This window comes from Thermanaeromonas sp. DSM 22490, from assembly GCF_056378755.1.
In genome coordinates, this window is sequence record NZ_JBJHHE010000003.1 from 99026 (window position 1) to 121759 (window position 22734).

A 22734-nucleotide genomic window follows, 5' to 3' on the forward strand; every position below is an offset into this window, starting at 1 on the left:
TTTGGGAAATTTTTACAGCCACAGGGCATATAGGTATTTATTTGCTCTATAAACAACATCAAAAATATGAATTAAAGGCGGGTTTGCAGGAGAGCGAAATAGAGGTATCAAGGGAGGGGCAGCCAAACTCCGTAATAGGCTAGAGAAGGCTGGAAAAAATAATATTGACGGGCAGGTAAATAAAAGTGGCTGGTCTTTATCAAGTCAAGGGGATAGTTCTTTCCACCCAGGATTTCCAAGAGGCAGACCGGATTTTGCATATTTTAACCCCCAGCCGGGGGAAAATTACAGCCATTGCCAAGGGGGTGCGTAAGGCTAAGAGTAGCTTAAGAAGCGGTACGCAGCGCCTGTGTCTAGCCCGTTTTTTGCTTTACGAAGGGAAAAGTATGGCCACGGTTACCCAGTGCCAGTTAGAGGACTTTTTCGCCCCTTTAAGAGAAAACCTCACCAGGCTCCTGACTGCTTGTTATTTGGCGGAAATAGCTGAAGCAGCTGCCCTGCCGGGACAAGCTAGTCCCGGGATGTTTTGGCTCTTAAAGGAAAGCCTTAGCATGCTGACGCGGGAAGATCCTTCCCTTGTGGCCCGGGCCTTTGAGGCTCGTATTATCAATCTTATGGGGTTTTCTCCGCGGCTTACAGTTTGCGCTGCCTGTGAAAGCCCCTTAGAGGAAGAAAGGGCTATCTCCGTGGCTCCTGAGGCTGGTGGTGCCCTATGCCATAGTTGCCGGGGAAAGCATGGTCCGGAATACTACTTATCTCGGGAAACTTTGGCCGTCTGGCGGCGGCTGATGGTGATAGATGGAGCGCACCTTAAGCGGCTGAAGCTATCTTCTAGGTGTCAGGATGAGTTGGCGGAAGTTTTACCTGGTTATTTGGAATACTATTTAGACAGAAAGCTAAAATCCCGCATTTTAATGGAAAAAATTAGGGAGGATGAACATGAGTACGGAAACAGAACTAGAAAAAATTGATATCTTGCGTAAGCGTTTAGGGCTGTCCTACCGGGAGGCCAAGAAAGCCCTCGACGAAGCTGGTGGGGACGTAATAGAAGCCCTAATAAGGTTTGAGGAAGGTAAGAAGGAAGCAGTGGTAGAACAGCTGGAATCCTGGGGAGGAAAACTTCTAGCGCGCATTAGAGAGATCCTCCAAAAAGGTAATGCTACCAAAATAAAAATCAAAAAGGACGGCAAAACTGTAGCCGAAATACCGGCTACTGCCGGAGCCCTGGGCGTTATGGGGGTGCTGGCCAGTACCGAGCTGGCTATTCTAGCGGGAATAAGCACAGTGGCTGCCCTTTTTAACCGCTATACTCTAGAGATCGAGCGCCCCGGCGGGCAGGTGGAAGAACATTCCTTGGATCTGCCAGATAAAGAGGTAGGGAATACCGGAAGTTGACAATCTTCGCCTCCTCTGTTAAATTATTTTACGAGGAGGAGAAAGCTCCCGTCCCTGGGTGGGGCGGGTTTTTTATGTAGCAAAGGTGTTAAAGGTTTAAAAGTGTAGGAAAGAAGGCTAACATATTTCAAGAATAAATAAAGAAGAAAAACAGTGGGAGTGCCTTACCGTGAACTTTCAACAGCTTATCCTCGCTTTGCAGAATTTTTGGGCCGAACAAAATTGTGTTATCCAGCAGCCCTATGACTTGGAAAAAGGTGCCGGTACCATGCACCCCGCGACCTTCTTGCGCGTTCTAGGGCCTGAACCGTGGCGTGTAGCCTATGTGGAGCCCTCCCGCCGTCCTACGGATGGCCGGTATGGCGAAAACCCCAATCGACTGCAACATTACTACCAGTTCCAGGTTATCCTGAAACCCTCCCCTCCGGATGTCCAGGATATTTACCTTAAGAGCCTGGAGGCTTTAGGCATTAACCCCTTGGAGCACGATATTCGCTTTGTAGAAGACAACTGGGAATCGCCGACTCTGGGGGCCTGGGGTTTGGGTTGGGAAGTGTGGCTGGATGGAATGGAGATCACTCAGTTCACCTATTTCCAGCAATGTGGGGGGTTCGATCTTAAGCCGGTAAGCGCCGAAATTACTTACGGCCTGGAGCGGTTAGCCATGTATATCCAAGAGGTAGATAGCGTTTTCGATATTGAGTGGGCAGACGGTATAACCTATGGCGACATCCACCACCAGACAGAAGTAGATTATTCCCATTACAATTTTACTGCGGCTGATACTGCCATGCTCTTTTCCCTTTTCAGTACTTATGAAGCCGAAGCCAAGCGCATAATAGAGCAGAAACTGGTGCAACCGGCCTACGATTATGTGTTAAAATGCTCCCATACCTTTAACTTATTGGATGCCCGAGGAGCTATCAGTGTTACCGAAAGGACGGCTTATATAGCCAGAGTACGTCACTTAGCCCGGCTCTGTGCTGCAGCTTACCTGGAGCAGCGAGAGAAGCTGGGCTATCCCCTCCTTAAGAGCTTTTCAATAGGCAGCGATAAGCCGCTGGCAGAGAAGTATCACAAGTATCCGCTTGGTCAAGACACCAAGAACAGTTTAGATATCAAGGAGGGGTAGGGTTTGGTACGAGATCTTATTTTCGAGATAGGTACAGAGGAAATGCCTGCGCGGATGATACCTTCTACCCTGGCTCGACTGGAAGAGCTGGCCGCCAGTCGATTGAGCGAAGCACGCCTGTCCTACCAGAGTCTGGCTGCCTATGGTACGCCGCGCCGCCTCACCCTTTATGTGAGCGGGTTGGCTGAAGAACAAAAGGAACTGGTCCGCGAAATCAAAGGGCCTCCGGCGAGGGTAGCTTTTGACCCCGACGGGAAGCCAACCCGGGCGGCCCTCGGCTTTGCCGAAAATCAGGGAGTGAGTGTAGACCAGCTAGAGATCCGCAAGCTCTCCTCCGGAGATTATGTCTTTGCCGTTAAAAGGGAAACCGGTCGCCCAACCCTGGATGCCTTACCCGAGATTTTGCCGAAAATAATAGAGGACTTAAGCTTTCCTCGACCTATGCGCTGGGGCGACTTAGAGATCCGCTTCATCCGGCCTATCCGCTGGTTACTAGCCCTTTTTGGCCCGGACATAGTTCCCGTGGAGCTGGCCGGCCTCAAAGCCGACCGCTTTACTTACGGCCATCGCTTCTTGGCTCACGGCCCTCATCCGGTGGAGCTACCCCAAGATTATTTTCGGGTGTTGGAGCAAAACTATGTGATTGCTGACCACCGCCGGCGTCGACAGCTCATATGGGAAGAAGTAGTAAACCTGGCTCGTAAAGAGGGCGGGGTGGTAGAAGACGACCCCGAGCTGCTGGAAGAAATAACCTTCCTGGTAGAATACCCCACGGCTGTTTGCGGTCGGATAGAAGACAAGTACCTCCAGCTTCCTCAGGAAGTAGTTACCACTCCCATGCGCGAACACCAGCGTTATTTTCCTGTTTGGGACAGTCAAGGGGAAAAGCTATTGCCCCTGTTTATTGCTGTGCATAATGGAACAGGAGACCACCTGGACAATATACGCCGGGGTTACGAAAAGGTTCTTAAAGCCCGCCTGGCGGATGCTTCCTTTTTCTACCAGGAAGACCGCAAGACATCTCTAGCCAGTAAAGTGCCCAAATTGGGGGATATTCTTTTCCAAGAAAACCTGGGCAGTATGCTGGCCAAAGTGGAGCGTTTAAAAAAACTGTCTGTTTACTTTGCTCGCACCCTGGACCTGCCGGAGAAACTCCTGGCCACAGTACAGAGGACGGCGGAGTTAGCCAAGGCCGATCTGGTTACCAGCATGGTCTATGAATTTCCCGAGTTACAGGGGATTATGGGGTCTTATTATGCTGCTCTGGATGGCGAAGAGGAGGAAGTTTGCCGGGGAATAAGGCAGCATTATTGGCCGCGCTTCGGCGGCGATCGATTGCCGGATTCCCTTAGCGGCATAGTGGTAGGTTTAGCGGACCGTTTCGATACCCTGGTCGGGTGTTTTGCCAGCGGCCTTATTCCCTCCGGTTCCCAGGACCCCTTTGGCTTGCGACGCCACGCTCAAGGTGTGGTGTCCATGGCCGTAGATTTAAATTTAAGGTTCTCGCTGGAACAGGCCATTGCTACTGCCTACAGAACGTATGAGGTCAGCCAGATAAAGCTGCTAAAGCCTCTGACAGAGGTAAAGGAGGAGCTCGTAAGCTTTTTCCGGGGTAGACTGGAGCATATCCTGGCCGAAAAGGGAATACGCTATGATGTGGTGGATGCGGTGCTGGCCGTGGGCTGGGATGACCTGGCCGATGCTTATCAGCGCGCCCGGGATTTGGAGACTTTCCGCCAGCAGGGTGATTTGACTGCGCTGCTCACTGCCTTTACCAGGGCCTTTAACCTGGCCCGCCAGGTGAATGAGAGAGGGGGAATTTTTATCGATCCGGGGCAGCTCAAGGAGGAAGCAGAGCGAAAGCTGTACCATGCCTTAACCACCGTTGAAGCAACGACAAGCCCCTACCTGGCCAAAGGAGATTATTTAGGAGCCTTGGAGAAGATGGTGGCCTTACGGGAACCCATTGATGTCTTTTTTGACCAGGTTCTGGTCATGGCCCCTGAGCCAGAGGTGAGGCGCAATAGACTGGCGCTTTTGCGCGGGATAACCGGTTTGGTCTTAAAGGTGGCGGATTTGTCTCGTTTAATTCCTGCATAGTGAAATTTTTAAGGGAAAGCAGGAAAAAGGCTGGCAACGTTGTATACGTAATTATGTATACAACCGTTGCCGGCGGCCGGTTAAGGGTGGTGACGCCGTGCAGCTTTCGCCGCGGCAAGAGAAAATAGTAGAGATCGTCAAGCGGTATGGGCCTATCACTAGCCAACAGATTGCTGCCATGTTGAATCTCACTAGAGCCGCCCTGCGCCCCGACCTCGCTATCCTCACCATGTCGGGTATATTAGAAGCGCGGCCGCGGGTAGGTTATTTTTATCAAGGCAAATCGGTACAAGCTCTGGTGGCTGAAGAGATAAAAAAAATTAAAGTAGGAGATGTTAAGGGACTGCCCAAGGTTATTCGCCGTGATGCCTCTGTCTACGATGCCATTGTTACATTATTTATAGAAGATGTAGGCACTTTAATGGTAGTAGATGGCGAGGGGCATTTGGAGGGCGTAGTATCGCGGAAAGATCTTCTCAAGGCAGCTATTGGTGGCACTGCCAATTTGCAGCAGATGCCGGTCTCAGTGGTAATGACCCGTATGCCTAACATTATCTGTACTACCCCGGAAGAAAGTGTCTTAACTGCTGCCAAAAAAATAATTGAGCACGAAGTAGATGCACTGCCGGTAGTGCGGCCTGTAGCCGGTTCCCGGAACAAATTGGAAGTCATCGGCCGGATTACCAAAACCACTATAGCCAAGCTCTTTGTAGAGCTAGGTACGGCCGGCAGGTAGAAAGGAGGGCTCTGCCATCGGCATTATTTATGTTGTTTCGGATTCCTTAGGTGAGACTGCCGAACATGTTGCCCGGGCAGCAGCTAGTCAGTTCGATGGGGCAGAACTGGATATTCGCCGTATACCCTATGTTACGGAAATAGAATACTTAGAGGAGATAGTAACAGAAGCAGCCCAGGAGAAGGGATTAATAGCCTTTACCCTCGTTCTGCCTGAACTCAAGAAAAGGCTCCTGGAACTAGCCGAGGCTTACAGCGTCCCGGCAGTGGACTTGTTAGGGCCCATGCTGGAAGCTATTGCCAATATTACAGGCAAAACTCCTCGCCTGGAGCCGGGGCTTATCAGGCGTCTAGACGAAGATTATTTTCTTAAAATGGAAGCCATCGATTTTGCCGTTAAATACGATAACGGCAAGGATCCCCGTGGCCTTCTATATGCTGATGTGGTTCTTATAGGCGTTTCCCGTACCTCCAAGACGCCTGTGTGCATGTATCTGGCCCACAAGCGATTGCGTGCTGCCAACTTAGCGTTGGTACCCGAGGTTCCCTTGCCGGAAGAGCTTCTCTCTTTACCGCGGGGGAAAATAATCGGGCTTACCATTGATGCTGATCAGCTCTACCAGATAAGGCAGGAGAGGTTAAAAACTATGGGTCTACCGCCTCGGGCTGATTACGCCACTATGGAGCGCATTCAGCAAGAGCTGACCTATGCCCATGAAGTTATGAAGCGATTGGGCTGTCCTGTGATTGATGTTACCAATAAGGCTGTAGAAGATACGGCCATTAAAATACTTCAAATCTATTATCGGGGGGAAAAAGATGGCAGGTAAAAAGTACATCTATCTCTTCTCTGAAGGTAGAGCCGATATGAAGAAGCTGTTAGGCGGCAAGGGAGCCAACCTGGCCGAGATGACCAATATCGGCCTACCGGTACCGCCGGGTATCACCATCACTTGTGAGGCCTGTAATGAATATAACCGTCTGGGCCGGCAGTTCCCGCCTGGACTGGAAGAGGAGCTGGAGACCCGGCTTAAAGATCTGGAGGCTTTGGTGGGCAAGAAATTGGGCGATCCCCAGGATCCCCTACTTGTTTCTGTCCGCTCTGGAGCCCCCGTTTCCATGCCGGGAATGATGGATACCATCTTGAACTTGGGGCTAAATGATGAATCTGTTAAAGCTTTGGCTGCTAATACTAATGATGAGCGCTTTGCTCTGGACTGCTACCGGCGCTTTATACAGATGTTTGGCGACGTGGTCCTCGGTGTGGAGCACGGCAAATTTGAAGCCATCCTGGAGAAACATAAAGAGAGCTTAGGGGTTAAATTTGATAATGAACTCACTCCTGAGGCTTTAAAAGAGGTCATTGCCGAGTACAAGGATTTAATCAAGAGGGAGACCGGGAGGGACTTCCCGCAGGATCCCCAAGAGCAGCTTCGGATGGCTATAAGGGCAGTTTTTGATTCCTGGAACAACCCGCGGGCTATTGTTTACCGCAAGATCAATAAAATTCCCGATGACCTGGGTACGGCGGTCAACATACAGACCATGGTCTTCGGGAATATGGGTCCCACCAGCGGTACGGGTGTAGCCTTTACCCGCAATCCCTCCACCGGAGAAAAGGGTATTTACGGCGAATATCTCCTTAACGCCCAGGGCGAGGATGTAGTAGCCGGTATCCGCACGCCTAAACCCATAGCCGAGCTAAAACAGGAAATGCCGGAAACCTACCGGCAATTTGAGGAGATCTGTACCCTTTTGGAGAAGCATTACCGCGACATGCAGGATATCGAGTTTACCATAGAAAGAGGCAAGCTGTATATCCTTCAAACCCGCGTTGGGAAGCGGACGGCGGCTGCAGCAGTAAAGATAGCTGTTGATATGGTAGAAGAAGGCCTGATCACTAAAGAAGAGGCTATCCTAAGGGTAGATCCTGACCAAGTAGTCCAGCTCCTGCACCGGCGCGTGGATCCCAACGCTAAAGTCCAGGTAATTGCCAAGGGCTTGCCGGCCTCTCCGGGCGCTGCCTCTGGTAAAGTCGTCTTTGATGCCGATGAGGCTGAGAAGCTGGGGTTAGATGGCGAAAAAGTTATTCTGGTGCGCAACGAGACTACACCCGATGACATCCACGGCATTGTCCAGGCCCAAGGGGTCTTAACCGCCCGCGGCGGGATGACCAGCCATGCTGCAGTAGTGGCCCGCGGCATGGGCAAACCGGCTGTGGTCGGCTGCGGCGATATCAAGATCGATGTGGGCGGCAAGAGATTCTTTGTGGGCGACCTGGAAGTCAAGGAAGGAGATATTATCTCCATCGATGGAGCTACCGGCCAGGTCATGCTAGGAGAAGTGCCGCTGGTAGAGCCGCAACTCACTAGCGAGTTCAAGACTTTGCTCCAGTGGGCTGATAAGGCACGTCGCCTGAAGGTACGTGCCAATGCCGACACGCCGGAAGATGCACAGCGGGCTAGGGAATTTGGCGCTGAAGGTATTGGCCTTACCCGCACCGAGCATATGTTCATGGCTGTGGATCGCCTGCCGGTAGTGCAACAAATGATTTTGGCCAAAACCAAGGAAGAACGCGAAGCGGCCTTGGCCAAACTGCTACCCATGCAGCAGGGCGATTTCTATGAGATCCTGAAGGTAATGGAGGGCTTACCGGTTACCATCCGCCTGCTGGACCCGCCCCTGCATGAATTCTTGCCCAGTTCGGAAGAGCTGCTGGTAGAGATTACGAGGATGGAGGCTACCGGCGGAAAGAAGGAAGAATTGGAAGCCAAGCGGGCCCTCTTAAGGGAAGTCCGGGCCAGGGAAGAATTTAACCCCATGCTGGGCCACCGGGGTTGCCGTTTGGGCATTACTTATCCCGAAGTATATGCTATGCAAGCCCGGGCCATCTTCCAGGCCGTAGCTCAACTCAAGAAAGAAGGTATTAACGTATTGCCGGAGGTAGAGATTCCCCTTGTCATCCACGTCAATGAACTGCGGAGGCTGCGTCAACTGGTGGATGAAGTAGCCGCCCAGGTGAAGAAGGAGACCGGAGTGGAATTCGAGTACAAGGTGGGCACCATGATCGAGATGCCCAGGGCTTGTGCTACAGCTGATGAGATTGCGGAGGAAGCCGAGTTCTTCTCCTTCGGTACCAATGACCTTACCCAGACCACCTTCGGCTTCAGCCGTGATGACGCCGAGGCCAAGTTCCTGCCCCAGTACCTGGAAGAGAAGATTTTGAAGGAGAATCCCTTCATTGTGCTGGACCGGGAGGGTGTAGGTAAATTCATGCGGATGGCGGTAGAGCTGGGCCGCAAGACCAGGCCAGACCTGGAAATAGGCATCTGCGGTGAACATGGTGGTGAGCCGAGTTCCGTGGAGTTCTGTCACATGATCGGCCTTAACTATGTCAGCTGTTCGCCCTTCCGCGTGCCCGTAGCTCGTTTGGCTGCGGCCCAAGCGGCTATTCGGGAAAAGCAAGAGACAGCCGAAAAATACAGTACGGAATAGGATAAGCCGGGGATATATCCCCGGCTTATCTTACCCCCTCCCTTCCTTCCAGGTCTCTTCGCTGAAGAGCTGTAGACCATGCCGGAGAAGTAAGGCGGCGGTAACGCCGCAACCGGGTCTGGTCTCGCCGCTAAAGCTACCGTCGTAGATTTTTTTAACCCCACAAGAAGGGCTTCTTTCCTTGAGAATGGCGACCCGCGTCCCCAGGCGGTGGGCCAATTCCAGGGTAGCATGCGCACCCTGGAGGAAAGCCTGGGTTACGTCTTCGCCTTTTTTGTTCACTACCCTGGCTTTGCCTTGTAACACATGGAAGCCGTCCCCGCCCTTAATTTCTGCCGGAGGCCGAGGAATGGGTAGCCCTCCCAGCTTTTCGGGGCAGACAGGGATGGCTTTATGCTGGGCTACTAATTCCTTTATTTCTGGCACCAGGTTAGACTGGCCATTATATTTGCAATTATAACCGGCCAGGCAGGCGCTCACCAGAATGGGAGGCAAATTATTATTCATTTTCTTCTTTATCACTCCAGGAGAAATAGAGATTTCTTTTCACTTTATCTTTAGTATGTAATATAAACAAGTATGACACAAGATTAGCAGGAATCCTAGCCCTAAAAGGAGAAGCTATAAGGGAAGAAGGAGGTAAAGACCTATGGCCGAATGCCTTAACGTCTCCCAAAATAAAAAAATCTGTACCTGCACTTATGAACCTTGTAGCAGAAAGGGAAATTGTTGTGCCTGCATCACCTATCACCGGAAGCATGGCGAGCTCCCTGGTTGTCTATTTCCCCCCGAAATTGAACGGACTTACGACCGCAGTATAGAACGCTTCGTGGCCTATTATAGCCGGAGATAGGCGGGGCGCCAGGAGGAGCGGGTGAAGGGCGCTTCTGATATGAAAGAAGTAATAATCTATACCGACGGAGCCTGTAGCGGCAACCCCGGACCGGGCGGTTGGGGTGCAGTTCTCCTTTACGGGAATCACCGTAAGGAACTTTCGGGAGCCGTACCGGAAACAACCAACCAGCGTATGGAATTGACAGCGGCCATTGAAGCTTTAAAAGCCTTAAAGGAACCTTGCCGGGTGAAACTATACAGCGACAGCGCTTACCTGGTCAATGCTTTCCGGCAGGGATGGATCAGGCGCTGGCAAGAAAATGGCTGGCGGACGATCAAAAAGGAACCGGTGGAAAACCAGGATCTTTGGCGAGAACTCCTAGAGCTTACCGCCCGGCACCAAGTGGAGTGGCTGAAGGTGGCCGGCCACAGCGACAATGCAGAAAACAATCGCTGCGATGCCCTGGCCAGGCAAGCTATTGCTAATATGCTGAAGAAGGGAGCCAAGGGAAACGCATCTTAATACCGGATCAGGAGGAGAAGGTTGCCTTCATGTCGAACATTTGCAAGGTAAATTCGGTTCGCTAAAGGGTGACTAAGTATGTTAATTGTGGGCATTAATGGCAGTCCTCGAAAAGACGGTAATACGGCTTTTCTGGTAGGGCAGGGGCTGGCGGCTGCCGCAAGTGCCGGAGCAGAAACAGTATTGATCCATGTGAATGAGGCCCTGGCAGATCAAAAATATTTTTTCTGCAATCAGTGCAGCTCTCCCTGTGAGGGCTTTTGTTCCCGGGGCAATCGTCTGGGCGAGGCTTACGAGCTTTTGCGCCGGGCCGATGGCCTTCTTCTAGGCAGCCCCGTTTATTTCGGTAGTGTTTCCGCCCAGCTTAAGGCCTTTTGGGATAAAAGCCGGATTTTGCGCAAAGAAAAGGCCCTCCTCAATGTGGTGGGTGCCGCTTTAGCCGTCGGCGGTAGCCGCTTTGGAGGACAAGAAACTACCCTTAAAGCCCTCTTCGATATGATGCTCATACAGGGGATGATGATTGTAGGGGATGGTTACCGGGAATATGACTGTGGGCACCAGGGCGGTTGCGGTCAAGCACCCGTAACCCAGGACGAATTCGCTCAGCAGCGAGCAAAGATTTTGGGCTTGCGCTTGGCAGAAGTTGCGGCTGCCACTATGTCTCTACGCCATCGCGGCTAGAGAGGGGGAAGGTTCATTGCTTTTGCGGGAGGAAGCCGAACGCCTGGAAGAAGAGTTGCTTTCACCCTTTGCCGCCTTAAGCAGCCGGAGCCGGGGCCGTGTACGGCCTGAAACACCCTGCCAGGTGAGGACGGAGTTTCAACGGGACAGGGATAGAATTATCCATTGCAAAGCCTTCCGCCGGCTGAAACATAAAACCCAGGTTTTTATAGCTCCGGAAGGCGACCATTTCCGTACCCGGCTTACCCATACGCTAGAAGTGGCCCAGATAGGGCGAACAATAGCTCGCGCTTTAAGGTTAAACGAAGATCTAACCGAAGCTATTGCCCTGGGGCATGATCTTGGGCATACTCCCTTTGGCCATGCCGGGGAAGAAGCTTTGAATGAAATTGTTCCCGGCGGTTTTAAACATAACGAGCAGAGCTTGAGGGTAGTAGAACTTTTAGAGGGAGAAGGTGGACTAAACCTTACCTGGGAGGTGCGGGACGGTATAGTCCATCACACAGGACCGGTGAAACCCCAGACCCTGGAAGGGCAAATTATCTGCTATGCCGACCGCATAGCCTATATTAACCATGATATTGATGATGCTTTGCGAGCTGGGATTATTGCTCCAGAGGACCTGCCAGCCGAGTGTTTGGAGGTATTGGGTTGCGAACATCGCCAGCGGATTAATACTATGGTCTTGGACATTATCCAAAATAGCTGGGGGAAGGAACGCATTGCCATGAGCTCGCGGGTCCAGGAAGCTACTGATTCATTGCGGGCTTTTCTTTTTAAATATGTTTATATAGGATCGCGGGCCAAAACGGAAGAAGGCAAAGCCAAGAGAATGCTGAAGGAGCTATATTATTATTACCTGGAACATCCCGAGCTCTTGCCACCTGCCAGGCACCCGGAAGAAAACTTAAGCCGGCGAGTGTGCGATTACATAGCGGGCATGACCGACCGGTTCGCTATACTGCAATATCAGAAATTATTCGTGCCCACTGGTTTTCATCTATAAAGAGTTCTAGCTAGCTAGATAGAATGGGAAGGTACCCCCGGAAAATCTCTTCGCTCGTCAGGCTATCCGGCGTTTGACGAAGACGCCGGCAGGATTTCCCTCAAAGTACCTTCCAGGCCTATTATAACCAGCTCCACCATATCTTATACCAAAGCATAAACTTTATTGGGGGATAACATTTTACTGCCTCGTTTTAAGATACGGCTCAAAAAGAGGTAAAATTACTCCTTTGTAAAGTACATAAAGGCTGCTGCCTCCCAGCAGGGCTATTAATATAAAGGCGATAAATTTGGCCATTAAAGATCACCTCATTTCTATTGTCCCTAAAGGCAGTAAGCACTATGTAAAAGCCTTAAGGTATAATATGGTAAATAGTAACAAATAATAGAATAAGCCGGTATTGACCTAAAAAAAGAGGATATTTGGCTTAAATGGCGAATACAATAAAGACATTTGGCCCGTAAACTACAAGGGGGCATAACCCTTGCCGTCTGCCTTTCCTGAAGACTTGTTAGAGGAGATCAAGGCTAAAGTAGATATTATTGAGGTGATAGGTGAATATGTCCGTTTAAAAAAGCGCGGCCAGAATTATGTTGGTTTATGCCCCTTTCATAGTGAAAGAACACCATCCTTTACCGTGAGCCAGAGCAAAGGTATGTTTTACTGTTTTGGCTGTGGAGCCGGGGGCGATATTTTTACCTTCTTGATGAGACAGATGGGCTTAACCTTTCCGGAGGCGGTGCAGCAGCTGGCTGAGCGCGCCGGGATACGGCTGGAAGAAAGACAGGAGGGCCAAGTGGGTTCTTCCCTGCGCCGGGAAAAGGAGAGGCTTTACCAGATAGGCGCCCTAGCGGCCAGGTTTTATCACCTGCTCCTTCTTCAACATCCTGAGGCGGCCGGAGCGAGGGAATACTTGCGCCAGCGCCAGGTAAATACAGAAGCAGTGCAGAAATTTGAACTAGGATATGCGCCGGACAGTCCCACGGCCGTGGTGGAATATTTGCGGCGTCACGGCTTTAAACCCTACGAGATTGCTCGTGCCGGGCTGTCTGCCTCGCGCTACCCGGAAGGTACCCGGGATCGCTTTCGCCGCCGGCTCATGTTTCCCATAAAGGATATTGCTGGCAGAGTTATTGGGTTTGGCGGCCGGGCACTGGATGATAGCCACCCTAAATATTTGAATACGCCGGAGACCGTACTTTTCCAAAAGGGTCGCCACCTTTACGGGTTGCACTTGGCCGCCCCGGGAATACGGCGCCAGGACAGGGCGTTAGTCGTAGAAGGTTATATGGATGCCATAGCTGCCTGGCAACACGGTATAGACAATGTAGTAGCTACTTTAGGTACCGCCCTAACTGTGGAACAGGCCAGGGAGTTGAAGCGGTACGCCTCAGAAGTCGTTATTGCCTATGATGCCGATGAAGCAGGAAGAACAGCAGTTCTGCGCAACTTAAGTATTTTGGCCGGCACAGGCTTAAAAGTGAGGATTTTGTTATTGCCGGAGGGCAAGGATCCCGATGAATTCTTAAAGGCTCGGGGCGGGGAGGCCTTCCAGAAACTTATTGAAGAGGCCCAGCCCTGGCTGGTTTATGTTATAGAACAGGCGGTAAGCACTCATGATTTAACAGATCCAGGAGGTCGTGTAGCCGCGATAAATGCAGTGGTACCCTATTTGGCCGAAATAGAGAATGCCGTAGAGAGAGATACTTATGTCCGATTGCTCAGCCGGCGCACCGGTCAGGCGGAAACAGCGATCTATGAGGAAATACAAAAATTTAAACGCAGGCAGGATAACAGAGGAAAAAGCAGGTATACTAGGGATAGTGCCTTAGAACCGGTTAAAATAACCTTTAATGGTCCGGAAGTTTTCCTCTTATCAGCCTACCTGGCCAGAGCCGAACTGGCCAGCCATATAGAGACGGCGCTGGGAACAGATTTTTGGCAGTTATCGCCGGCCAGAGTTATCGCCTCGGCAGCTAGAGAGTTAAGAAAAATAAATCCCCATTTGGAGGGAAAGGATTTACACGAGGAACTTATCAAAAGGTTGGAACCCGAGGCCCATCCTTATCTGGCCCGGTTGGCCCTGGAAGGAGAAAAAGAGCCCTTTAATCCTAAATCCCTGGATAGAGCTATTAAGGCCATACGTTTAAAGAGGCTGCAGGAAGAAATAAATATCTGCCAGCGACATTTAGCTATGGCTGAGGCAGCCGGCCAGAGAGAAGAGGTAAGATCCTTACAGGCTAGAATCCTAGCTTTAGCTAGAGACATAAAAATGTTGAGGACAGGAAGGGGGGAGTTTTAGTGAAGGAAGAAGAACAGAAGAAACAAGAGCAGAGAAGACAAGAGCAAGAAGCCCAGAAAAAACACGAGGAACAAAACAAACACGAATTAATAAAAGAACTGATTGAAAAGGGCAAAAAGCGGGGTTCTCTAACTTACCAGGAAATTATAGATACCCTTCAGGGAATAGAATTGACACCCGAACAGATCGATGACCTCTACGATCACCTGAACCAATTGGGTATTGATATTATACCGGAGATGGCCGAACTGGAAGCCCTGGAAAAAGATGATGGGGCTTCTGTAGAAGCTGATTTGGATCTGTCCGTACCTGAAGGCGTAGGAATTGATGACCCCGTACGGATGTACTTGAAAGAGATAGGCCGGATACCTCTGCTCACACCGGAAGAAGAAATAGAATTGGCTAAACGCATGGAACAAGGGGATGAAGAGGCCAAAAGAAGGCTGGCAGAGGCTAATTTGCGCCTGGTAGTGAGCATTGCTAAACGCTACGTAGGTCGCGGTATGCTCTTTTTAGACCTCATCCAGGAAGGTAATCTCGGCCTTATTAAGGCTGTAGAAAAATTCGATTGGCGTAAAGGATATAAGTTTAGCACTTATGCTACCTGGTGGATACGCCAGGCTATTACCCGAGCTATTGCCGATCAGGCGCGGACTATCCGGATTCCTGTGCATATGGTGGAAACCATCAATAAACTAATTCGTGTATCCCGCAACCTTTTGCAGGAACTGGGCCGGGAGCCTACCCCGGAAGAAATAGCCAAGGAGATGGATATTCCTGTAGAGCGGGTACGGGAGATCATGAAGATTGCCCAGGAACCGGTCTCTCTGGAGACACCCATTGGAGAAGAAGAAGATAGCCACCTTGGCGATTTCATAGAAGATGAGGACGCTTTGGCCCCAGCGGATGCCGCGTCCTATATGCTTTTGCGGGAGCAGCTGGAAGAAGTATTGGAATCCTTGACGCCCAGGGAGAGGAAAGTCCTACGCCTGCGGTTTGGCCTGGATGATGGGCGAGCTCGTACCCTGGAGGAAGTAGGCCAGGAATTTGGAGTAACCCGGGAGCGCATTCGGCAGATAGAAGCGAAGGCCTTGCGCAAGCTGCGTCACCCTAGCCGGAGCAAAAAGCTTAAGGATTACCTGGAATAAGGCCAAGGGGCTCTATTTGATAATTAATAAAAAGCGTGGGATAGGGCTAGGTAGAGTTCAATAAGGGAGGTGTAAATTTCTTAGATGTAAAGGAGCAAAGGGTGGGGGCACATCCAAATGGAATGCTGGTAACACAAACCTCTGCAAGAAAGGAGTGCCCCCATGCATAAGATTAACACGTTCCGGCGATTTCTTGAAATTCCTTGGCAATGTCTTCTTTTTTCCTTCCTCCCTTGAGGCGGAACATGAATATCTGGCGTTCACTTAATTCAATAAGCTCTGCTGCCTCCCGGACGGCGAGCTTTCGGGCTAAGATCCGTTCCATAACGTAGACCATTTTAGCTTCTTTTTAGCTCAAAAAGTTTCTAATCTCATACTGACCTCTTCTCAGTGCGCTTACGGTTATGACAATATCACAGTCCGGTGACATAGAGCCTTTTTTAGTTATTGACAGCAGCCAGCGCAGGTGTTACTATATTGGTAGAAAGTATACTATTGTGGTATACTTTACTGGACGGGCCTTACGTTCCGGGGCCTTGGGAAGGTTGTTTCACCAAGTCCGAAAGAATAGCGTTGTCCTCCGGAATTCACACTCCAGCCTACCTTGAAGGGGAAGGTGAATAAAATATCCGCTTAACTCAAGCTACGGATTATGCTTTAAGGGCAACCCTACACCTGGCTAGGATAAAGGTAGGGGAGGTGGTAGACGCGGAAACCATTGCCCGGGAAGAAGCCATCCCGTTAAGATTTCTTCTTAAGATCTTTCGCTCCTTGATAAAGGCTAAACTCGTAGAAGCCGTAAGGGGAGCAAAGGGGGGGTATCGCTTAGCACGCCCGCCAGATAAAATAACCCTTTTGGATGTGATACAGGCTGTAGAAGGTCCAATAGAAATCAACCGGTGCTTAGTAGATCCTGAATATTGTTCTAAGAAGTGGGCCAATTTTTGTCCTGTGCATGAAACCCTCTCTACGGTGCAAAAGGTAGTAAACGAACTTTTAGATTCCGTTTCCTTGGCTGAGCTGCTTCATAAAAGTAGGCGGGATACCCAAGATGCTCAAGAATTTATATAAGTAAGCACAATCATAAAGTAAAATTTTGGGCGATATTGGTTTTTAGGTCAAGAGTTCAATTTTTTAGGTTAATACTACTTTATTTTCACCCCGAAAGTATACTTAATTAGTATACTTTTATATTAGGGAGGTAAAAAAATAATGAATACCCTTACCCTCTCCCGCATTCAGTTTGCCTTGACGTCAGCCTTTCATTTCCTTTATGTCCCCCTCACCATCGGGCTAGCGGTGCTCATCGCTATAATGGAGTACCGTTATTGGCGGAGCCGGGATCCTGTCTGGGATAAGATGGCCCGCTTTTGGACCAAGCTATTGGCTATAAATTTTGCCATCGGTGTAGCTAGCGGTATAACTTTAGAATTTCAATTCGGAACCAATTGGGCCAATTATTCTCGCTTTGTAGGCGATATATTTGGAGCTCCCCTGGCGGCGGAAGGGGTTTTTGCCTTCTTCCTGGAATCTACCTTCATCGGATTGCTCCTCTTCGGAAGGGACCGGATTTCTCTTTTTATGCGCTTTTTCGCAGCTTTAATGGTAGCCCTGGGCACTAATCTCTCTGCTTTCTGGATTCTGGCCGCCAACTCCTGGCAGCAGACTCCGGCTGGGTATCAAATAGAGGGCGGCCGGGCCGTGTTAACCAGCTTTGTGGAAGCCGTGTTTAATCCTTCTACAGTCCCCCGTTTCTTGCACACCATTGCCGCGTCCTATATAACTGCAGCTTTCTTCGTTACAGGTATCAGTGCTTATTACCTGCTTAAGAAGAAAAACGAGGATATGGCGGTGCCTTCCCTGAAATTGGCCTTCACTTTCGGGCTCATCTTTACCTTGCTCCAGATCCTGTTGGGCCATAACCATGCCCAGCAAGTAGCCTATACCCAACCCGCCAAACTGGCAGCCTTTGAAGCCCAGTGGGAAACTAGAGAGGCTGCACCCCTGCTTCTTTTTGCCCTCCCGGATCCGGCCAGCGAGAGGAACACTTTGGAGGTAGGGCTTCCCGGGATGCTAAGCTGGCTAGTGCACGGCGACACCCAGGGAACGATCCAGGGTTTAAAGGAATTCCCCCCAGAACTCCGGCCACCTGTCACACCACTCTTTTTCGCTTATCGGCTTATGGTCCTTTTAGGGCTATATTTGGCTGGAGTAATGCTCTGGGGTGCTTACTTGTGGTTACGCGGTCAGCTTACCGCCCGTTCCTCTTTCTTAAAGGTGCTCCTTTACTCTATACCTATACCCTATGTGGCCAGCCAGCTAGGGTGGCTGGTTACCGAGGTAGGCCGGCAACCCTGGATAGTATACGGATTGCTTAAGACCGCGCAAGCAGTTTCGCCTTTACCGGCTAGTCAGGTATTCACTACTCTGGTAGCTTTTACCGTTTTCTACGTTATCTTATTTGGTATTTTCTTGTTCCTTATGTTCCGCGAGGTCAAGGGCTACGGTATGGGCCCAGGGGTCAAGGAGCAATTAAAAGTTGGTGGGGTAACTGGAGTACATGGTTCTTATGGAGTGAGATAAAGGATACAGAATAACGGAGCACAATAGAAAGGGGGAGCCTGGATGACTTTAAATACCATTTGGTTTATTTTAGTAATGGTCTTACTGGCCGGATACGCTGTTTTAGATGGATTCGATTTAGGAGTAGGGGTCCTTTATCCCTGGCTGGCTAGAGAGGACAAGGAAAGACGAGTACTTCTTACCGCCCTGGGACCTTTTTGGGATGGGAACGAAGTGTGGTTGCTTACAGGGGGAGGAGCTCTCTTTGCTGCCTTTCCCTTGGTGTATGCCACGGTTTTCAGCGGCTTTTACCTGGCCTTAATGTTAGTACTTTTTGCCCTAATCCTCCGGGCTGTGGCCATAGAATACCGCAACAAACTCGCCGAAAAGAAAGAACTCCTGGATCTGGCCTTCTTTCTAGGAAGCCTGCTACCCGCCCTCCTCTTCGGGGTAGCGGTAGGGAATGTGGCCAGAGGAATCCCCCTGGATGCAGGGCAAAATTATGCGGGTACTTTTTGGACCCTTCTTAACCCTTATTCCTTGCTCTTAGGGCTGGTAGGCCTAGCCGCCTTTATTCTGCAGGGAGCGACTTACGCCATGGTTAAGACCAAAGGGGAGATTTACCAGCGGGCTCGGACCATCGGCGGGTCGGCCTGGTGGGCCTTGTTAGGCCTGTACCTTTTGGCCACCCTCTATTCCACCATAGAAGCTAGGCACCTTTTTGCCAACTACACTAAAACACCGGTTATTTATGTTTTCCCTCTTTTGCTATGGGTGGGCCTGGTGGTTACTTATGGGGCCTTGCGGCGGGAGAAAGCTCTGACTGCCTTTGTGGGTTCCTCCCTGAGTTTGGCAGGTATGGTGGCTACCATGGCCGCGGGTATGTATCCCAACCTGGTTTTTGCTACTGATCCTGCACTTAATTTGACGATTTACAATGCTTCCTCCTCGCCCCTTACTTTGAAGACTATGTTTATCATAGCGGTGCTGGGGGTACCCATAGTTCTCCTTTATACCGCTTACGTTTATTACGTGTTCCGGGGTAAAGCTGAAGAAATAGAAGAGAGCTATTAAATAAGGGGGGTAATGGGCCATAGTTTCGTTCACAAGCTTTACATTTTTGGGCGAGTTATCCAGGGGATAGTGGAGATATTCCAAAAAGCTTTAAGTTGCTCAGACCGCCAAGCTGGCGCATCCCCACTTTTTGCAGGGGAGGCGCCAAGGGGTTGACCTGAGACGCAGTCTGTCGTATAATTAATAGCGGTGGCTTTCCTCGGTAGCTCAATGGTAGAGCGCTCGGCTGTTAACCGAGTGGTTGCAGGTTCGAGTCCTGCCCGGGGAGCCAAAAGAGGGCCCATAGCTCAACGGCAGAGCAGCGGACTCATAATCCGTTGGTTCTAGGTTCGAATCCTAGTGGGCCCACCAATTATGCTTAAGGGAAGGTCAGAGTCGGAGGTCGGGAGGTGACCGTGACTGCTGACCTTTTTTAATTCTCGCCGTGACATAGAGCTTTCCTCCCGCTTACAGGGGGTGGCAGCCATGGTCCCCGGCGGCAAAGCTTTTGCGGATATCGGGACCGATCATGCTTACCTCCCTATTTATTTGGTCGGGCGGGGGCACTCACCCAAAGCGGTAGGTGTGGAAAGCCGGTACCGGCCTTACCAGAATGCCTTGGCTAATGTGGCCGCAGCCGGCCTAAGCCACTTGATCGATATCCGCCTGGGGTGGGGGCTTAAACCTTTAAGACCGGGAGAGGTAGAGGTTATTACCATTGCCGGGTTAGGGGCTAATACTATCCAGGCTATACTTTCTGCTTCTCCGGAAATACTAAAAACTACAAGGCGTTTGATATTGCAACCGCAGGGGGATCATATGGCTTTAAGGCGCTGGCTGGCGGGTGCCGGTTGGCAGCTGGTAGACGAGGAACTGGTGCTGGATAAGGGTAGGTACTATATAATTTTTGCCTGGGAGCACGGCGAAAGCCCGCCCTTTAGCTCGTGGGAATGGGAGGTTGGCCCGTTACTTCTGGCGAAGGGTCATCCTCTGCTGGCCGGTTACCTGGCAGAACGTATAAAAAAGTTGCACCGGGTGAAGGAAAGTCTGATGCAGAGCCAGCGGCCGGAAGCGATAGCGCGCTGCCGTGAGATTGTGGAAAAGATTAAAGCTTTACAGGAGGTAATGGCATGCCTGCCAAATGCCGCGAAATAATGGCTATCATGGAAACCCTGGCCCCACCGGAACTGGCTGCTGAGTGGGATAATGTAGGTTTACTACTGGGCGATCCGGAAAAGGAAGTGCGGCGCATCCTGGTGGCTTTGGATGTTACGCCTGAAGTAGTGGAAGAAGCAAGTAGCCGAAGTGTCAACTTAATTATCAGCCATCATCCCCTCTTTTTCCGGCCGTGGAAAAGCTTGCGCTTTGATTGTGGCCAGGGAGCACTGGTCCGGCGCTTGGTACAAGAAGATATTATGGTGTATAGTGCCCACACCAACTTAGACTTTGCTGCCCTGGGTGTGAGCTATCACCTCGCAGTCAAGCTAGGGCTGGAAGATATCGAGATTCTCAAACCTACATACCAGGAACGATATTATAAGTTGATAACCTTCGTCCCGGCAGAAGCCGAGAGCCAGGTCCGGGAAGCCATCTGTGCCGCCGGTGCAGGCTGGATAGGTAACTATTCTCATTGCACTTTCCGTACCCCGGGTACGGGAACCTTTTTGCCCTTGGCTGGAACTAACCCTTATATCGGCCAGGAAGGCAAGCTAGAGGAAGTTAAAGAATACCGGCTAGAGACGATTTTGCCGCGGGAGCGCCTGCCCGAAGTCTTGCAGGCTTTACTTAAAGCTCACCCTTATGAAGAAGTGGCTTATGATATTTATCCGCTGGCCAACGAAGGTCCGGCCCAGGGAGCAGGGCGCTTAGGCCAGCTGCCTCAACCTATAAGCCTGCAGGAATTGGCCCTCACGGTTAAAAAGGAGCTGGGGGTAGAAAGAGTAGTTGTGGTAGGCGACTCCGAGCGTAAAATAAAGAAGGTAGCGGTATGCGGCGGGGCCGGCAGCGATATGATAGAGACGGCTAAGGCTAAAGGGGCTGAAGTACTGGTAACAGGAGATGTTAAATATCACGAGGCCCGGCGTGCTTTGGAATTGGGACTGGCCCTTATCGATGCCGGACATTTTGCCACCGAAAGGGTTATTGTTCCGGCCCTGGTCCAATATTTACAGGAGGAATTGCAGGACCGGGAAGTTATGGTACTGGCAGCCCAAAAGGAAAGGGAACCGTGGCGGCTGTTGTAATTGGGGCAGGAAGTGTGGTAAAATAATTATGCCTACATAGGATAATTGAGTAAACCGGATGGTCGCAGGAGTGTCCTCACTCCTGAGGAAAGTCCGAGCTCCACAGGGCAGGGTGCTGGGTAACACCCAGTGGGGGCAACCCTAAGGATAGTGCCACAGAAACAGACCGCCTCAGGGGAGAAAGGTATTTAACCTCTGCCCCTGGGGTAAGGGTGGAAAGGTGAGGTAAGAGCTCACCAGCGGTTAGGCGACTAACCGGCTAGGTAAACCCCACCCGGAGCAAGACCGAATAGGGGGACAATGGAGTGGCCCGCTCCGTCCCCGGGTAAGGTCGCTGGAGGTGCCAGGCAACTGGCATCCTAGATAGATGACCATCCTCGACAGAACTCGGCTTACAGGTTTGCTCAATTGTCCTTTTTTCGTTGGTTAGGGACTACTGGCCGGAGTTATGGCTAACTGAGTCGAGTTATGTTTCACTGATTGGGCCATTTAACCGTCCTCATTATGCAGGCCAGTGTTGCCAGCTTTACGAAAAGCATCAGAAGAAGGTATTGCCTATAGCTGTATTTTCCTACGACAGCAAGGCCGAAGAGCCGGATCGGCAAGGGGCGGAGGGAAATTCTGCTAAGGAAGTTAAAGAAGTGTTTAGGCTTTGTTTCTCCTGATAACGTACGCCGATAGCCGCGCTCGTGGCGGATATTAAGAACCAAGGATAGGGTTAATGTTGCCCTTTATAGGTAAAAGGACGGGGGGCTGGCCGTTCCTTCCGATTCGATTACCCCTTTAGCTTCTGGGCCACCAAAGCGATGCGTTTGCCCAGGGAACGGGCGATGATCAGGTCTTGATCCGTGGGCGGCTGGTCATGATTGGGACCGGAAGTGGCGGAAGCCCCATAGGGAGTTCCAGCGTTGGCCAGGCTATAATCTTCGTAGGTCCGGCCAACGATAATCATGCCGTGGTGGAGCAGGGGCAGGAGCATGGAAATAAGGGTGCCCTCGTTACCCCCGTGAAGGCTGCCCGAAGTGCAGAAGACGCCCCCGACTTTACCGACAAGTTGACCTTTAACCCATAGAGGGACAGTGGAATCAATAAATTGTTTTAACTGGGCCGCGGCATTACCAAAGTGACTAGGGCTGCCGAAGATTACCCCATCGACATCCTGAAGGTCTTCCAGGGTGGCTAAAGGAATGTCCTGCATTTCCTTCTGAGCTCGTTGATAAGCTGCCGATTGCTCCAGTTGCTGTAGGGTTTCCCGGGGCATGGTTTCTGGTACCCGCCTCAAGACGGCGGTACAGCCGGGTACTTCCGTCACCCCGGCCCCTACGGCTCGGGCAAGTTTAGCCGTACTGCCATAAAGGCTGTAGAAAACTACCAAAATCTTTGTCTCACCGGCCACAAAGATCAGCTCCTCGTAAAAACATTAAGCCCACGATTATTATGCACCCAAACTGGCTTTCTTAATCAAATAGTTGCAGAGCCGAGGCTCTGGCTTTTTGACAGGCCGCCTGCAGAGATCTCAGGAGAT

At 50.9% G+C, this 22734-nt stretch carries 22 protein-coding genes, 2 tRNA genes and 1 other RNA gene; 21 read left to right on the top strand and 4 right to left on the bottom strand.

Annotated elements, in window-relative coordinates:
• Positions 1-185: 185 nt before the first annotated feature.
• The 7 genes from recO (at position 186) to ppdK (ending at position 8857) form a co-directional block, all read left to right on the top strand.
• Positions 186-971 (top strand): DNA repair protein RecO, encoded by a 786-nt coding sequence (gene recO / locus AC1BI1_RS03345; protein WP_476715854.1) that lies wholly within the window; start codon positions 186-188, stop codon positions 969-971.
• A complete protein-coding gene (locus AC1BI1_RS03350) occupies positions 940-1395 on the top strand; it encodes a DUF4342 domain-containing protein (protein ID WP_476715855.1) in 456 nt (151 codons plus the stop codon). Before recO ends, AC1BI1_RS03350 begins: the two co-directional genes overlap by 32 nt.
• Before the next feature lie 169 nt (positions 1396-1564).
• Positions 1565-2527, top strand: coding sequence for a glycine--tRNA ligase subunit alpha (gene glyQ / locus AC1BI1_RS03355; protein WP_476715856.1), 963 nt, complete (start codon positions 1565-1567; stop codon positions 2525-2527).
• Positions 2528-2530: 3 nt separating this feature from the next.
• Positions 2531-4627 carry a glycine--tRNA ligase subunit beta gene (gene glyS, locus AC1BI1_RS03360; RefSeq protein ID WP_476715857.1) on the top strand — a complete coding sequence of 699 codons (2097 nt, stop codon included), beginning with the start codon at positions 2531-2533 and terminating at the stop codon, positions 4625-4627.
• Between the two features lie 97 nt (positions 4628-4724).
• The gene (ccpN, locus tag AC1BI1_RS03365) at positions 4725-5363 is read left to right on the top strand and encodes a transcriptional regulator CcpN (RefSeq protein ID WP_476715858.1); all 639 of its coding nucleotides are present in this window, start codon (positions 4725-4727) and stop codon (positions 5361-5363) included.
• 22 nt (positions 5364-5385) lie between these two features.
• A complete protein-coding gene (locus tag AC1BI1_RS03370; protein WP_476715984.1) occupies positions 5386-6192 on the top strand; it encodes a pyruvate, water dikinase regulatory protein in 807 nt (268 codons plus the stop codon).
• Positions 6182-8857: a pyruvate, phosphate dikinase gene (ppdK, locus tag AC1BI1_RS03375; RefSeq protein ID WP_476715859.1), complete on the top strand. Its 2676-nt coding sequence runs from the start codon at positions 6182-6184 to the stop codon at positions 8855-8857. The genes AC1BI1_RS03370 and ppdK overlap by 11 nt, the downstream gene beginning before the upstream one ends.
• A gap of 30 nt (positions 8858-8887) precedes the next feature.
• On the opposite strand, the gene AC1BI1_RS03380 is transcribed toward ppdK, so the two are convergent.
• Positions 8888-9364: a 2-thiouracil desulfurase family protein gene (locus AC1BI1_RS03380; RefSeq protein WP_476715860.1), complete on the bottom strand. Its 477-nt coding sequence runs from the start codon at positions 9362-9364 to the stop codon at positions 8888-8890.
• Positions 9357-9617, bottom strand: a complete 261-nt coding sequence (locus tag AC1BI1_RS03385) for a hypothetical protein (RefSeq protein WP_476715997.1) — start codon at positions 9615-9617, stop codon at positions 9357-9359. The genes AC1BI1_RS03380 and AC1BI1_RS03385 overlap by 8 nt, the downstream gene beginning before the upstream one ends.
• Here AC1BI1_RS03385 and AC1BI1_RS03390 point away from each other — a divergent pair.
• The 6 genes from AC1BI1_RS03390 to rpoD all read left to right on the top strand — a co-directional run bounded on the left by AC1BI1_RS03390 (position 9543) and on the right by rpoD (position 15351).
• Positions 9543-9710, top strand: coding sequence for a DUF6485 family protein (locus AC1BI1_RS03390; protein WP_476715985.1), 168 nt, complete (start codon positions 9543-9545; stop codon positions 9708-9710). The two genes, AC1BI1_RS03385 and AC1BI1_RS03390, sit on opposite strands and share 75 nt — an antisense overlap.
• Before the next feature lie 39 nt (positions 9711-9749).
• Positions 9750-10214 (top strand): ribonuclease HI, encoded by a 465-nt coding sequence (rnhA, locus tag AC1BI1_RS03395; RefSeq protein WP_476715986.1) that lies wholly within the window; start codon positions 9750-9752, stop codon positions 10212-10214.
• A 78-nt stretch (positions 10215-10292) separates the two neighbouring features.
• On the top strand, positions 10293-10895 hold the full coding sequence (locus AC1BI1_RS03400; protein WP_476715861.1) for a flavodoxin family protein: 603 nt from the start codon (positions 10293-10295) through the stop codon (positions 10893-10895).
• 16 nt (positions 10896-10911) lie between these two features.
• Positions 10912-11901, top strand: coding sequence for a deoxyguanosinetriphosphate triphosphohydrolase (locus AC1BI1_RS03405; RefSeq protein WP_476715862.1), 990 nt, complete (start codon positions 10912-10914; stop codon positions 11899-11901).
• 484 nt (positions 11902-12385) lie between these two features.
• Positions 12386-14203, top strand: coding sequence for a DNA primase (gene dnaG, locus AC1BI1_RS03410; RefSeq protein WP_476715863.1), 1818 nt, complete (start codon positions 12386-12388; stop codon positions 14201-14203).
• Between the two features lie 89 nt (positions 14204-14292).
• The gene (gene rpoD, locus AC1BI1_RS03415) at positions 14293-15351 is read left to right on the top strand and encodes an RNA polymerase sigma factor RpoD (RefSeq protein WP_476715987.1); all 1059 of its coding nucleotides are present in this window, start codon (positions 14293-14295) and stop codon (positions 15349-15351) included.
• Between the two features lie 172 nt (positions 15352-15523).
• On the opposite strand, the gene AC1BI1_RS03420 is transcribed toward rpoD, so the two are convergent.
• A complete protein-coding gene (locus AC1BI1_RS03420; protein WP_476715864.1) occupies positions 15524-15688 on the bottom strand; it encodes a hypothetical protein in 165 nt (54 codons plus the stop codon).
• Between the two features lie 290 nt (positions 15689-15978).
• On the opposite strand from AC1BI1_RS03420, the gene AC1BI1_RS03425 reads away from it, so the two are divergent.
• The 8 genes from AC1BI1_RS03425 (at position 15979) to rnpB (ending at position 21620) form a co-directional block, all read left to right on the top strand.
• Positions 15979-16422, top strand: coding sequence for an RrF2 family transcriptional regulator (locus AC1BI1_RS03425; protein WP_476715988.1), 444 nt, complete (start codon positions 15979-15981; stop codon positions 16420-16422).
• 141 nt (positions 16423-16563) lie between these two features.
• Positions 16564-17934, top strand: coding sequence for a cytochrome ubiquinol oxidase subunit I (locus AC1BI1_RS03430; RefSeq protein WP_476715865.1), 1371 nt, complete (start codon positions 16564-16566; stop codon positions 17932-17934).
• A gap of 42 nt (positions 17935-17976) precedes the next feature.
• A complete protein-coding gene (gene cydB, locus AC1BI1_RS03435) occupies positions 17977-18987 on the top strand; it encodes a cytochrome d ubiquinol oxidase subunit II (protein WP_476715866.1) in 1011 nt (336 codons plus the stop codon).
• A gap of 196 nt (positions 18988-19183) precedes the next feature.
• Positions 19184-19258 (top strand) — tRNA-Asn (locus AC1BI1_RS03440).
• Between the two features lie 5 nt (positions 19259-19263).
• A tRNA-Ile gene (locus AC1BI1_RS03445) sits at positions 19264-19338 on the top strand.
• Between the two features lie 78 nt (positions 19339-19416).
• Positions 19417-20121: a tRNA (adenine(22)-N(1))-methyltransferase gene (locus AC1BI1_RS03450; RefSeq protein WP_476715989.1), complete on the top strand. Its 705-nt coding sequence runs from the start codon at positions 19417-19419 to the stop codon at positions 20119-20121.
• Positions 20097-21209, top strand: a complete 1113-nt coding sequence (locus AC1BI1_RS03455) for a Nif3-like dinuclear metal center hexameric protein (RefSeq protein ID WP_476715867.1) — start codon at positions 20097-20099, stop codon at positions 21207-21209. The genes AC1BI1_RS03450 and AC1BI1_RS03455 overlap by 25 nt, the downstream gene beginning before the upstream one ends.
• Positions 21210-21255: 46 nt before the next feature.
• An RNA gene (gene rnpB, locus AC1BI1_RS03460) (RNase P RNA component class A) lies at positions 21256-21620 on the top strand.
• Between the two features lie 364 nt (positions 21621-21984).
• Here rnpB and wrbA read toward each other — a convergent pair.
• The gene (wrbA, locus tag AC1BI1_RS03465; protein ID WP_476715868.1) at positions 21985-22605 is read right to left on the bottom strand and encodes an NAD(P)H:quinone oxidoreductase; all 621 of its coding nucleotides are present in this window, start codon (positions 22603-22605) and stop codon (positions 21985-21987) included.
• Positions 22606-22734: the final 129 nt, after the last annotated feature.